Annotated in this window: 11 protein-coding genes; all 11 read right to left on the bottom strand. The window is 60.7% G+C overall.

The genetic code is table 11. The features are described from left to right. Positions 1–96: 96 nt before the first annotated feature. The 11 genes from rpsU to rnc all read right to left on the bottom strand — a co-directional run bounded on the left by rpsU (position 97) and on the right by rnc (position 12,967). The gene (rpsU, locus tag MTP36_RS04280) at positions 97–273 is read right to left on the bottom strand and encodes a 30S ribosomal protein S21 (protein WP_005928271.1); all 177 of its coding nucleotides are present in this window, start codon (positions 271–273) and stop codon (positions 97–99) included. Between the two features lie 221 nt (positions 274–494). Then, on the bottom strand, positions 495–3,044 hold the full coding sequence (gene leuS / locus MTP36_RS04275) for a leucine--tRNA ligase (RefSeq protein ID WP_249253765.1): 2,550 nt from the start codon (positions 3,042–3,044) through the stop codon (positions 495–497). Positions 3,045–3,244: 200 nt separating this feature from the next. Continuing rightward, a complete protein-coding gene (rsfS, locus tag MTP36_RS04270) occupies positions 3,245–3,628 on the bottom strand; it encodes a ribosome silencing factor (RefSeq protein ID WP_015536738.1) in 384 nt (127 codons plus the stop codon). 60 nt (positions 3,629–3,688) lie between these two features. Further along, complete coding sequence (locus MTP36_RS04265) at positions 3,689–5,062, bottom strand: LCP family protein (protein ID WP_249253763.1); 1,374 nt, start codon at positions 5,060–5,062, stop codon at positions 3,689–3,691. A gap of 147 nt (positions 5,063–5,209) precedes the next feature. After that, on the bottom strand, positions 5,210–5,788 hold the full coding sequence (yqeK, locus tag MTP36_RS04260) for a bis(5'-nucleosyl)-tetraphosphatase (symmetrical) YqeK (protein ID WP_097782369.1): 579 nt from the start codon (positions 5,786–5,788) through the stop codon (positions 5,210–5,212). Further along, entirely contained in the window at positions 5,789–6,427 is a 639-nt protein-coding gene (gene nadD, locus MTP36_RS04255) for a nicotinate (nicotinamide) nucleotide adenylyltransferase (protein WP_249253761.1), read from the bottom strand. Position 6,428: 1 nt separating this feature from the next. Next, complete coding sequence (locus MTP36_RS04250) at positions 6,429–6,725, bottom strand: YhbY family RNA-binding protein (protein WP_097778714.1); 297 nt, start codon at positions 6,723–6,725, stop codon at positions 6,429–6,431. Between the two features lie 256 nt (positions 6,726–6,981). Then, complete coding sequence (gene rdgB / locus MTP36_RS04245; RefSeq protein ID WP_249253759.1) at positions 6,982–7,617, bottom strand: RdgB/HAM1 family non-canonical purine NTP pyrophosphatase; 636 nt, start codon at positions 7,615–7,617, stop codon at positions 6,982–6,984. A gap of 143 nt (positions 7,618–7,760) precedes the next feature. After that, positions 7,761–8,699 carry a signal recognition particle-docking protein FtsY gene (gene ftsY / locus MTP36_RS04240; protein ID WP_005928244.1) on the bottom strand — a complete coding sequence of 313 codons (939 nt, stop codon included), beginning with the start codon at positions 8,697–8,699 and terminating at the stop codon, positions 7,761–7,763. Between the two features lie 35 nt (positions 8,700–8,734). After that, positions 8,735–12,292, bottom strand: a complete 3,558-nt coding sequence (smc, locus tag MTP36_RS04235; protein WP_249253757.1) for a chromosome segregation protein SMC — start codon at positions 12,290–12,292, stop codon at positions 8,735–8,737. Beyond that, entirely contained in the window at positions 12,293–12,967 is a 675-nt protein-coding gene (rnc, locus tag MTP36_RS04230; protein ID WP_055185866.1) for a ribonuclease III, read from the bottom strand. Positions 12,968–12,983 lie beyond the last annotated feature (16 nt).

Raw genomic sequence — 12,983 nt, 5'->3', positions numbered from 1 at the left:
AAATGAAAATAGGGGAACCTGCATAAACAGGCTCCCCTACATCGGCGTTAGCAACGCGTTTAAAATCTAAAGCAACGTGCGATTCCAAGCAAGTGATTACTTGAACTTGCGCTTGCGGGCTGCTTCGGACTTCTTCTTGCGCTTAACAGACGGCTTCTCGTAAGCCTCGCGCTTACGAACCTCTGCGAGCACACCGCTGCGAGCAGTGCTGCGCTTGAAGCGACGCAGTGCGCTTTCCAGCGACTCGCCCTCTTTAACACGAATTTCCGACATCTTATTCCCTCCCTTGGACCGTGAGGCAGGAATTTCGTTGTTACATGGTAACTAACAGTAGACAGTATAGCGCATTTTATCCGGTTCGTCAACCTTTTTTTGAAAGTTTTTGCTCAAAACTTTTGAAAGATTTTTGAACAGACGCTCCCGGGTGTTTCCTGCGCTAAATCCGCCTCTGCGGGTGATGATATGTTCACGCTTATTCAGCGGAGCAGCAGTTCTCAGCCCTTGGCAGCCAGATTGACCAGACGGCCCTTGACGTAGATCTCCTTGACCAGCTGCTTGCCTTCCAGCGCGGCAGCCACAGCAGGGTCTGCCTTGGCGGTGGCAATGGCGTCCTCGGCGGTGATGTCTGCGGGCACCTTCAGGCGTGCCTTCACCTTGCCGTTCACCTGCACGGCGATCTCCACAGCAGCCTCCACGCACTTGGCTTCCTCGTAGGCAGGCCACGGATAGTAGGCCAGCTGCTCGTCGTGGCTGTGCCCCAGCTTCTCCCACAGCTCCTCGGTCATGTGGGGAGCAAAGGGGTTCAGCAGCTGCACCAGCGTTTCAAACTCAGCCTTGGTGGCGCCGCCGTTGTCGTACAGGGCGTTGACCAGCGTCATCAGCTGGGCAATGGCGGTGTTCATCTTCAGGCTCTCGATATCTGCGCTGACCTTCTTGATGGTCTGGTGCATCAGGGTCTCCATGGCGGGGCGGTAGCCCTCGCCCTCCACCAGCTTGTCGCTCAGTGCCCACACGCGGTCAAGGAAGCGGTTGCAGCCCGCAATGGCAGAGGTCTGCCACGGTGCAGCCTGCTCAAAGTCACCCATGAACATCTCGTACAGACGCATGGTGTCGGCACCGTACTGATCCACCACCTCGTCGGGGTTGATGACGTTGCCAAGGCTCTTGGACATCTTCACGATGGGATGGCGTGCCATCTCGCCGTACTTCTCTTCCAGTGCCTTCTCGGCGGCCTTCTGGCTGCCGTACTCCTTGAGCAGCTTCTCCTGCTCCTCAGCGGGCAGGTTGACAAAGCTGTGGGGGTTCAGGCCAAGGATCATGCCGTGGGCGGTACGCTTCTGGTAGGGCTCTGCCGTGGGCACCACACCGATATCGTACAGGAACTTATGCCAGAAGCGGCTGTACAGCAGGTGCAGGGTGGTGTGCTCCATGCCGCCGTTGTACCAGTCCACCGGAGACCAGTATTCCAGCGCTTCCTTGGAGGCCAGAGCATCCTTGCAGTGGGGGTCCATGTAGCGCAGGAAGTACCAGGAGGAACCAGCCCACTGGGGCATGGTGTCGGTCTCGCGGGTAGCGGGGCCGCCGCAGCAGGGGCAGGTGGTCTTGACCCAGTCCTTGTGGCGTGCCAGCGGGGACTCGCCGTCCGGGCCCGGCTCAAAGTCGGTGATGTCCGGCAGGGTCAGCGGCAGGCTGCTCTCGGGCAGGGGCTGCCAGCCGCACTTGTCGCAGTGCACCATGGGGATGGGCTCGCCCCAGTAACGCTGACGGCTGAACACCCAGTCGCGCAGCTTGTAGTTGACCTTATCGCGGCCCTTGCCGTTCTCCTCCAGCCAGGTGATCATCTTCTTTTTGGCATCGACCACGGACAGGCCGTTCAGGAAGCCGGAGTTGACCAGCGTACCGGTAGCCACATCGGTAAAGGCAGCTTCGTCCAGATTGGACGGGGTGTTGCCCTTGACCACCTCGATGATGGGCAGGCCGAACTTCTTGGCAAACTCCCAGTCGCGGGTATCGTGAGCGGGCACGGCCATGATGGCGCCGGTGCCGTAGGTGGACAGAACGTAGTCGGAGATGAAGATGGGGATCTCGGTCTCGTTGACCGGGTTGATGCCCATCACGCCGTCCAGCTGCACGCCGGTCTTTTCCTTGTTCAGCTCGCTGCGCTCAAAGTCGCTCTTGCGGGCAGCTTCGGCCTGATAAGCCTTGACGGCATCGGCGTTCTTGATGATGCCCTTTTCCAGCCATGCCTTGAGCAGGGCGTGCTCCGGGGAGATGACCATGTAGGTAGCGCCGAACAGGGTATCGCAGCGGGTGGTGTACACGGTCAGGGTGTCCCCTGCGGTGGTGCCGAAGTTCACTTCTGCGCCGTGGCTGCGGCCGATCCAGTTCTTCTGCTGGGTGGACACGCGCTCGATGTAATCCAAGCCATCCAGACCGTCGATCAGCTTATCGGCATAAGCGGTGATCTTAAGCATCCACTGGCTCTTGACGCGGTGCACCACCTCGCTGCCGCAGCGCTCGCACACGCCGTTGACAACTTCCTCGTTGGCCAGCACGCACTTGCAGCCGGTGCACCAGTTGACGTTCATTTCCTTCTTGTAGGCCAGACCGTGCTTGTACAGCTGCAGGAAGATCCACTGGGTCCACTTGTAGTACTCGGGGTCGGTGGTGTTGATCTCGCGATCCCAGTCAAAAGAGAAGCCCAGCGCCTTAAGCTGGCTGCGGAAATGATCCACGTTGCTCTTGGTGACGATGGCCGGGTGGATGTGGTTCTTCATGGCGAAGTTCTCGGTGGGCAGACCGAAGGCATCCCAGCCCATGGGGTACAGCACATTGTAGCCGTTTTTACGGCGCTTGCGGCTTACCACATCCAGCGCGGTGTAGCTGCGGGGATGGCCGACGTGCAGGCCCGCACCCGAGGGATACGGGAACTCCACAAGGGCATAGAACTTGGGTTTTTTGTGGTCGATCTCAACATGGAAGGTCTTTTCGTCCTCCCACACCTTCTGCCACTTGGCTTCAACAGCCTTGTAATCATACTTCATGTTTGTAATCAGCTCCAGACTTTAACCAAAATACCGTTGCTTGGGGGGGTGTATGCTTTTAAGGTACTTCCGGTACAAACCCTCTCAGTCAGGGCATTCGCCCTGCCAGCTCCCCCGAGGGGGGAGCTTTTCTGCCAACTTTCCCTATTGCGCCGCAATAACGGAGCGGGTTCTGCCAAAAGCAAACCTTTTTGCCTTAATTATTCAATGCTGCTATCCGGGGTCAGGTACTCCGAGATGTCCACCGGCTCGCCGTCTGCCCACAGGTGCTCCAGATCATAGTAAGCGCGGCTGTTGGGCACAAAGACGTGCACGATGACGTTGGAGTAATCCAACAGCACCCAGTTCTTGGTGTCGTGACCCTCGGTGCTGTAAGGCTCCAGACCCTTCTGTGAAAGCTCGTACTCCACCTCGTCGGCCAGAGATGCCACCTGCGTGGTGGAGGTACCGGAGGCGATGACGAAGTAATCGGTCAGGACGGTCAGGCTTTCCACCTTGAGCACCCGTACATCCTGTGCCTTTTTCTTGTCCAAAATCTTGGCGATCTCAATGGCAAGCGCCTTGCTGTCGTTGAAATTATCCATGTGTTTCTCCCTTCTGTCGGAACACGCCCGCACCCGGTGTGCAGGGCATTGTTTTTGTTGTTACTGTCCGGTGCCCGCTGCCTGACCATCGGTGGTCACAGCGCCGGAAAGGTCGGTATCGCCGCTGAGGATGGCGTCGTCGGATTCCTTATCGATGCGTCCCATATACTGCACGTTGGCATCGGTGGATGCGTTGCCGTGGGGCCACTGGTCGGTGACCATGTGCAGCTCGCTTACCTCCACCGGGCCGGTGTAGGTGCAGAAATACTGGTTGAGCAGGTTTGCGATGGAACCGGCATCCGGCACCACGCAGGAATAACCGGCAAAGGAGTCAGTCTTGCCCACGTTGGGCACGCCCATGAACACCGGCGTCTGCGCCAGAATGATATTGGAGCTGTCGATCTTGAGGAAGGACGCCAGCAGCTTTGCGATAGTGGTGATATCCATATCCGTGTGGATATAGTCCTTGAATATCAGCGGCAGCTGGTTCAGGATATCGGTAATGCCCATGGCGCGGGCGCGCTTGAACAGACCTGCGTAGAAGTAGCGCTGCATATTCAAGCGGTCGATATCAGAGTTTGCGTAGCCGTCGCCGTGGCGGCAGCGCACAAAGAACTCCGCCGAGGCACCGTCCAGATTGCGGTAGCCCTTCAGCAGCTTACTGCCGCCGTAGGACATATCCCGGGGGATATACACCTCGATGCCGCCGAAGTTATCCACCATTTCCACCAGTGCCTGCATATCGATGGTGACATAGTAGTCGATGGGCAGGTGGTACTGGTCGTAGATGACATCTGCCAGCGCGGCAATGCTGCCGCCGTTGGAAAGCGCCACCGAGTTGATCTGGTAGTTGGAAACGGCATAGGTCTTGCCGTTGGAGAGGGTAAGCTTACGGTTCTGGGTGGTCACCAGCGTATTGCGGGGGATCTGCAGCATCCGCAGCGCACCGCCCTTGATATCGAACTGGCAGTACAGGATCATATCCGTCATACCGTCGTTGGAACTGGCGTCGCTGTAAGAGCGTCCCTCTTCAAAGTCGATGCCGCAGACCAGAATGTTGACCACATCGCCCTTGTACTCCTCCGCGGTCTGGATCTCCTGTACGATGGAGGGGGCGCTTTCCGCCGGGCGGATGCTGTCCTCTACCTTGTTCACAAGGCTCACACCGTACACCACCACACCGGAGATCACAGCGATCACCCCCATCACGATGGCAAAGGGCAGCCACAGCGGGGTCTTTTTCTTCTTTTTGCGGCGGCGCGGTGCACCATCCCCGCCCATGTCGGGCTGTGCCGGGCGGCGGGGCGGGGCGGCGTGCTGCGCCCCGGCGGTGCTGCGGGTGTTCTGCTCCGGGGCAGCCTGCGGGGCGCGCGCCGCCTGATCCGGGCGGCTGAGCGAGCGGTCTGTATTGATATGGCGTGGCGTCTGGCTCATGCTTTTTGTATCCTCCAGCTTTTCACTGCTCTGCAGAGTTTTTTACTTGCAGACCTGTCATATCCTTCAGTATAGCATGGTACGGCAAAATCTGCAATTGTTTTATCCGGGGATGACCGGAACCATTTTTAACCGGCGTCCGGCTTTTCACCCTTCATTCTGCCCGCTGTGCGCTAAGATATCCTCGTAGGCAGCCTTGCTTTCGGGGTCAAGGGGCTTGCCCTCGGACAGCACAAAACCGTTCGTCTGCCTGAGCGCCGCCAGCATGGCGGCGTCCAAGTCCTTCATTTCCAGCTTGCGCAGCTTTTCCACCCCGGGCCAGTCCCGCTCGGCACTGGTCATATCAGCCAGATACAGGATCTTATCCAGTTGGGTCATGCCCGCCTTGCCTGCGGTATGGCAGGCGATGGCGCTGAGCACGGCTTCGTCCGTAACGCCCCATTCGGTACGCGCCAGAATGGCGGCGCAGATGCCGTGCCACACCGGTGTGGGGCGTGCTTCGCCGCCCTGCGCGTATTCCGGGTACGCCTGCATGATGGCGCGCATCTCGTCTTTGGGCAATTCCTTGGCGGCATCGTGCAAAAGCGCAGCCAGTGCGGCCTGCTCCGGGTCGGTGCCGTAGTGCTTGGCCAGCTTGACGGCCATTTTTTTCACGTTGATGGTATGCTCGTAGCGCTTATCGCTCAAGCGGCTGCGCACAAGCTCCTTTGCCTGTTTCAGATCCATTTATCTGCTACTTCCTTCTGTGTTCCGGTATAGTCCCTCCCGCCGGATGACGGCGCGCACCATCTCCGGCAGTTCGGTTTTGCACTCCTCTCCGGCGGCAAGCCGGGCCCGCAGCTGGCTGCTTGCCATAGGCAGCGCCTGCACCGGGGCAAACAGGATGCGTCCGCCCGACGGGTCCAGCAGCTTTGCCTTTGCGTGCAGCGCCGGGGCATCGCCGATATCCCGGCTGGTGACCACCACCCGCGCAATGCGCAGGATGTCCTGCCAGCGGTGCCAGCCCTCAAAGCTGAGCAGCATATCGCTGCCAATGGCAAGATACAGCACAGCGCCCGGATTTTCCCTTGCCAGCATTTCCAGCGTGAGCACGGTATAATTGCGGCTGCCCGCTGCGGCCTGCGCCACCTCCCAGCCGCTTACTTCCAGCGGCGGCATACCCGGCTCCTGCGCCAGTGCCGCAAAGCACCGGCACATTTCCAGCCGCAGCGCACCGGAGGCATTCGTTCCCTGCTTAAAGGGAGAGGTGCCTGCCGGCATCACCACGATCTTATCCGGGTGCACGCGGTCTGCCGCTGCACGCAGGTTATTCAGGTGGCCGTTATGGGGCGGGTCAAAGCTGCCGCCATAGAGAAGGATCTTCATCTTACTTCAGCAGGGCAGCGTAGGCGCTGTCCTTTTTCTTCTGCAGATACAGCACGAACTTGGAGCCGATGACCTGCACGCAGTCTGCGCCGGTGGCCTCAGCCAGCTTGGTAGCGGCCTCACGGGCGTTGTACATACTGTTTTCCAGCACCTTGAGCTTGATCAGCTCCCGGGCGTCCAGACAATCCTTCACGCCCTGGATCAGGGTCTCGTCGATCTCGCCCTTACCCACGATGTAAACGGGGTCCATGGTATTTGCCTTGCCGCGCAGAATGGCGCGCTGTTTGCTAGTCAGCATAGTTTTTCTCCTTTATTTTCAGGTTGATATTGCGGAATTTTTTTATATTTTGTAAAATTGAAAAATCTGCAGATTTTTCAATTTTACTTTTTCACGGGAGGTGGTGCGGGCGGCTGGTACATTTCTCTTCGGACACGAAGCGGGCCATTCCATCGCCCGCCCTATTGCCCTGCGGGCAACAGGGTCCCACCCCAGCGGACGGTCCTCAGAGAAAGTACCAACCGTCCGGGGCAAACGCAGCTGAGTTTGCGCCTCTTCACTCTCCCAGAAAGCTGGGCAGCTGCTTTTCCAGTTCCGCCAGCGCGTTGCCGCGGTGGCTGATGGCGTCCTTTTCGTCCGGGGTCAGCTGGGCGTAGCTGCGTTTCTCGGTGTTGGGGCGCTTGTCCGTTTTGCCCACGCCGCAGTCGGCGGGGATGAACAGCGGGTCGTAGCCAAAACCGTAATCGCCGCACAGCCGTGTAAAGGCAATGCTGCCCGGGCACTCGCCCATGCAGGTCAGGTGCCGACCGTCCGGCAGGATAAAACATACCGCCGAAACGAACTTTGCGCCCCGCTGCCCGGCAGGCACCGCCTGCATGGCAGCCAGAAGCTTATCGTTGTTGGCTTCATCGTCGCCGTGGTGGCCGCAGTAGCGGGCGCTGTACACACCGGGTGCGCCGTCCAGCGCGTCCACACACAGGCCGGAGTCATCGGCGATGGTAGGCAGGCCGCTGGCCTTGCAGATGGTCTCGGCCTTGATGAGCGCGTTCTCGGCAAAGGTGGTGCCGGTCTCTTCCGGCTCGATGGTGATGCCCAGCTCCTTCTGGCTGACCACCTCATGTCCCTGCGCTTCCAGAATGCGGCGCAGCTCGCGAAGCTTTCCGGCGTTGCCGGTGGCTGCACAAATTTTCATCTTGATACTCCTTCCGCTTTCAAAGCTCCCCCTGAGAGGAAAGACTCTCCCCGGCCGGGGAGAGATGGCGCGTCCAGCGCCAGAGAGGGGAATCTCCGTTTCCGCGCCGCTGTAAGCGGACGGAACGGTGAGAGGGTTTTGTTTTAATGCTTCCATTCCCGGGGGAGCAGCTCTTCCACAAAGCCCTCCGGGGTAAAGGGCAGCAGGTCGTCGATGCCCTCGCCCACGCCGATAAAGCGCACCGGCAGGCCCAGACGCTGCTTAACCGCCACGACGCAGCCGCCCTTGGCGGTGCCGTCCAGCTTGGTCAGGATGATGCCGGTGGCATCGGCAGCCTTGCAGAACTCCTTGGCCTGACTGATGGCGTTCTGTCCGGTGATGGCATCCAGCACCAGCAGGGTCTCCAGACTGGCTTCCGGGCTTGCCTTTTTGACGCTGCGGCTGATCTTGGAAAGCTCTGCCATCAGGTTTGATTTGTTGTGCAGACGGCCTGCGGTGTCCGCAATGACCATATCATAGCCGCGTGCGGTGGCAGACTTGACCGTATCAAAGATGACGGCGGCGGGGTCTGCGCCTTCGCCCGCGCTGACGATGGGCACGCCGGCACGGCTTGCCCAGATCTCCAGCTGCTCGCTGGCAGCGGCGCGGAAGGTATCACCGGCGGCCAGCATGACCCGCTTGCCCTGCCGGGTGTAGTAATCGGCCAGCTTGGCAATGCTGGTGGTCTTGCCCACGCCGTTGACGCCGATGACCAGAATGACGGCGGGCTTGCCGTCCAGTGCCATCTCGGCCTCCGGGGTCATCTCCTCGGCAATGATGTCGCGCAGAGCATCTGCGGCCTGCTCACCGGTTTTCAGCCCCTTGTCACGCACACGATCGCGGAGCTTGTCCACCAGATGCACCGCCACCTCGCCGCCTACGTCGGCAAGGATCAGCTGCTCCTCGAGATCATCGTACATTTCATCGTCGATGACGCTGCCGGTCAGGGTGTTCATAATGCTGCCCCAGAAGCCGGTGCGGGTCTTTTCCAGACCCGTTTTCATCTTGTCTTTTTCTTTTTTTCCAAATCCGAAGAACGCCATAGTGGTCCTCCTATCTATTTTCTGTTTATTTTATATCAGGAAACCAGCGTTGCGTCAACCTGTTCCAGATCCAGCTTGAGCAGCTTGGACACGCCGTCCTCCTGCATGGTAACGCCATACAACACGTTGGCGGCCTCCATGGTGCCGCGGCGGTGGGTGATGACGATGAACTGGGTCTTGTCGCTGATGCGGCGCAGATACTGGGCAAACCGCACCACGTTGGCATCGTCCAAGGCGGCTTCGATCTCGTCCAGAATGCAGAAGGGCGCGGGGTTCACCGCCAGAATGGCAAAGTAGATGCTGATCGCCACCAGCGCCTGCTCGCCGCCGGAAAGGGCTTCCAGATTTTTGATGACCTTGCCCGGCGGGGCTACCCGGATGCCGATGCCGCAGGCCAGCACATCGCTTTCGTCCTCCAGCACAAGGCTGGCTTCGCCGCCGCCGAACAGCTCGGTGAACACGCGGCTGAAGTTTTCGTTGATGGCACGGAAGCTGTCGGTGAAGATCTCCCGCATCTGGGCGGAAAGCTTTGCGATCATGCGGCCCAGCTCGTTGCGGCTCTCCTCCACATCGGTCACCTGACGGGACAGATCATCGTAGCGGGCTTTGACCTCCTTGTACTCCTCAATGGCGCTCACATTCACGCTGCCAAGGGCGCGGATCTTGCTGCGCAGGTCTGCCACCTGTGCCCGCAGCGCGGTCAGGCTGTCGAACTCCACGCACAGCTCCTCGGCCTGACTGACTGAGAGCTGGTACTCGTCCCACAGCTTTGCCACGGTCTGGTCGTACTCGGTCTCGGCAGCGGCCTTGCGCTCGGCAAGGCGTGCCATCTCCCGGCCCATCTCCTCGCGGCTGTCGGAGACGGTGCGGGCCTTTGCCAGTGCTTCCGTTTCCTTCTGCTGGCAGGCAAGCCGCTTTTCGGTAGCTTCGCGGATGGCCTGCTCCTTTTGGGTAATGGTGGTCTGGCTGTCTGTTTTAGCCTTGCGGATAGCCGCGATCTCGGTGCGGCAGGCTTCGCTGCGGGCGGCAAGGGCGGCAAGGCTTTCTTCCAATGCAGTGCGACGGGCAGCGGCGTCCTTGGCACGCTGTTCCAGCGCGGCGATCTGGCTGTAAGCCAGCTCCGCATCCTTGCGGCGGGTCACCTGTTCCAGCCGCTTGGCGCTGAGCGCCTGTGCCAGCTGGTTCTGCTGGGTCAGGAAGCTGTCGCTGCCCTCTGCAATGCGGCTCAGCTCGGCAGTCAGCTGCTCGATCTGCGCTGTCAGCTCTGCCTGCTGCAAGGCAGCGGCATCCGCCTTTGCGCGGCTGTCGTTCAAAGCAGCCTGCAAAGTGTCCATCTGCTGCTGTGCGTTCTGCACGGCAGTTTCCAGCTGGGCGGCAGCAGCTTCCAGCCGCTTCTGCTCCGCCTCCGCACGCACCCGGTCGTTGGCGGCAGTGATCTGCTCGCTGGCGGTGGCGGTCAGCTCTGCCTGCAAAGCATCTGCCTGCTCTTTGCACTGGTCGGTCTTTTCCTGTGCGGCAAGGCAGTCCTTTTGCAGCTTTGCCGCCTTCAGGCGCAGTTCTTCCATCTCCTGCTTGCGGGTAAACAGACCGGCGCTGCGCTGCACGCTGCCGCCGGTAAAGCTGCCGCCTGCATTGATCACCTGTCCGTCCATGGTAACTACCTTATTGTGGTAGCCGTTGTCCCGTGCCACACGGGAGGCTTCGTTGATATCCTCCACCACGATGATGCGCCCCAGCAGGTTCGAGACGATATTCTCGTACCGGGGGTCGGCCTGCACCAGCGCAGAGGCCAGCCGTGCCGTGCCGGACAGCCGCCCCCGGAACACGCCGGGCTGCACGGTATCCAGCGGTAAAAAGGTGGCGCGGCCTGCATGGTCGTTGCGCAGCAGGGCGATAGCGGCTTTCGCGGCGGCTTCGTTTTCCACCACGATGTTCTGCAATGCGCCGCCCAATGCGGTCTCGATGGCAACCTCGCACCCGGGCTCCACCTTCAGGATGGTGGATACCGGCCCCAGAACGCCCCGCAGACGGCGTGCCCCGGCGGCGCGCATGACCGCGCGCACCGAGTTCTGGTAGCCGTCCATGTTCTTCTCCAGCTCCCGCAGCACCGAAAGGCGCTGCCGGGCAGCATCCAGTTCCCTGCCCAGCCGCTGCTCGGCGGCATCGGCTTCGTCCAGTGCGGCCTTGCGGCTGCGCAGCTTGAGCTCCAGACCGGAGCGGATGTTGCCCAGCTGCTTTTCGTTTTCCTCCAGCGTCTGCCGGTACTTTACGGTATCGGCCAGATCCTGTCTTGTTTCCTCCAGCTGTGCGGCGGCATCCCGGGCGCTCTGTTCCAGCGCGGGCAGACGCTGCCGGGCGGTATCTCCGGCTGCTTCGGCGGCAGCCTGTGCCACCTGTGCCTCGGTGCGCTTTGCGGTGCGGTCGGCAAGCTCTGCCCGCAGGCTGTCCTTGCGGGCACCGCTGGCGGTACTGGCATCTGCCAGCCGGGCAAGTTCGGCGTTCAGCGCTTCGATCTCCGCCGCAAGCTTTTCGCCCGCCGCTTCCATGGTCTTTGCCACGGCACGGTGGCGCTGCAAGGCGGCATCCGCTTCGGCGGTATCCTGCTGCCCGGCGGCGATCTCCTGTTGTAAGGAAGCCGCACTCTCGTCGTTGCGCAGAATATCGTTTTCCAGCACGGCGATGCGGCTTTCGGAGCCGCTGATCTGCTGGGTGATGCTGCGGATATCCCCATTCAGGCGCTCGACAGCAACCGTCAGCTGCTGTGCCTGCATACGGATCTCCTCAGCCTCCTGCTCGGCGGCCTTGGTCTCCCGGTCGAAACGCTCGTAGTCGGTCTGGGCGGTCTCATAGTCCCGCACCTGCTGGCGCACAGCTTCCCGGGCACGGTGCACCCCATCGGTCCACAGGGTCACTTCCAGCGTTTTGCGCTGGGCGCTCAGTTCCAGAAACTTCTGCGCCTTGGCGCTCTCTTTTTCCAGCGGGCCCACCCGGCTTTCCAGCTCGCCAAGGATATCCCGCAGGCGCTCCAAGTTCTCGCCCGCTGCGGCCAGACGGCGCTCGGCTTCGGTCTTGCGGTAGCGGTACTTGGCAATGCCGCAGGCTTCCTCAAAGATCTCGCGGCGCTCGCTGCTTTTTGCCGCCACGATCTCCGCAATGCGTCCCTGCCCGATGACCGAATAGCCGTCCCTGCCGATGCCGGTATCCAGCAGCAGCTCGTACACGTCCCGCAGACGGCATACCTGCCCGTTGATGGTGTACTCGCTGTCGCCGGAGCGGTAGTATTTGCGCCCGATGGTCACCTCGTCCGCGTCCACATCCAGCGTGTGGGCGGCGTTGTCCAGCGTCAGCCGCACCTGCGCAAAGCCCATGGGGCTGCGCTTGCGGGTGCCGCCAAAGATGACGTCCTCCATCTTACCGGCAGCACGCAGCTGGTGGGAGCTGGTCTCGCCCAGCACCCAGCGTACCGCGTCCGAAAGGTTGGACTTGCCGGAGCCATTGGGTCCCACCACGCCGGTAACGCCGGTATCAAAGCTGATCTTTACCTTATCGGGAAAACTTTTAAAGCCCTGGATCTCCAGTTCCTTGAATACCATTTACTTTTCCTTTATCACGCCCAGCAGCTTGAGCGCTTCCTTGGCGGCGCACTGCTCGGCGGCTTTTTTGCTGCGTCCCTCGCCCCGCGCCACGCGGTCGGAGTTAAAGCGCACTGCCACCACAAAATGCTTGTCGTGATCCGGGCCGGACTCGCTTTCCACCACATAGCTCAGGCGCTCTTCCGGGTTCTGCTGCACGATCTCCTGCAGACGGGTCTTGTAGTCCGCCTCGGCGTGCTTGCCCTCGGTGATGAAGGGCAGGATGAACTTGCGCGCCACCTCCATGCCGCCGTCCAGATACAAGGCGGCAATAACGGCCTCGAAGGCGTCCGACACCACGCTGGGACGGGTGCGACCGCCGCAGCGCTCCTCGCCGCGGCCAAGACGCAGATACTCGCCAAGGTCGATCTCCTGTGCGAACTGGAACAGCGCACCCTCGCTGACAAGGCTGGCGCGGATACGGGTCAGGTCGCCCTCCGGGCGGTCGGCATAGGCGTGGAACAGGTAGTCTGCGGACACGATCTGCAACACGCTGTCACCCAGAAACTCCAGCCGCTCGTTGTGCTTGACCGGGGTGCGGCTCTCGTTGGCGTAGCTGGTGTGGGTAAGCGCGGTCTCCAGCAGCTCCGGGTTTTTGAATTTGTAACCGATGATAGTTTCCAACTGATGGCTCATGGTCGTTTTTACTCCC

The sequence above is a fragment of the Faecalibacterium sp. I4-1-79 genome (assembly GCF_023347235.1).
Classification (GTDB): Bacteria; Bacillota; Clostridia; order Oscillospirales; family Ruminococcaceae; genus Faecalibacterium; species Faecalibacterium tardum.
Note: the sequence above shows the minus strand (reverse complement) of the source record. Positions and strands in the feature narration are given on the sequence as shown.